Here is a 271-nt window from a genome sequence, read left to right on the forward strand (position 1 = left end):
GATCTGCAGCACCGTGATGCCGGAGGCCAGCACGAACAGCGCGCCCAGGAACAGGCCGTAGGAGTGCGAGTCGGCCGCGGGCAGGAACAAGAGGCAGCCCAGCGCCGTCACGACCAGGCCCACGATGATGCCGTTCTTGTAGCCGATCCTGAGGATCGGGTCGCCCTTGGTCACCGAGATGGTGAAGTAGAGGAGCGAGACGATGAAGTAGGCCCCGAAGAAGGCCGTCTGGATGAGCATCGCCTGCCAGTTCTGCAGCGTGAAGACCTGC

General features: G+C 63.8%; 1 pseudogene. It reads right to left on the reverse strand.

Annotation, left to right across the window (positions count from 1 at the left end):
- Nucleotides 1–271: pseudogene (locus JT719_RS24760) on the reverse strand (MFS transporter); the annotation flags it as partial.

Origin of the sequence: Sabulibacter ruber (genome assembly GCF_017355955.1) — a bacterium.
Classification (GTDB): domain Bacteria; phylum Bacteroidota; class Bacteroidia; order Cytophagales; family Hymenobacteraceae; genus Nibribacter; species Nibribacter ruber_A.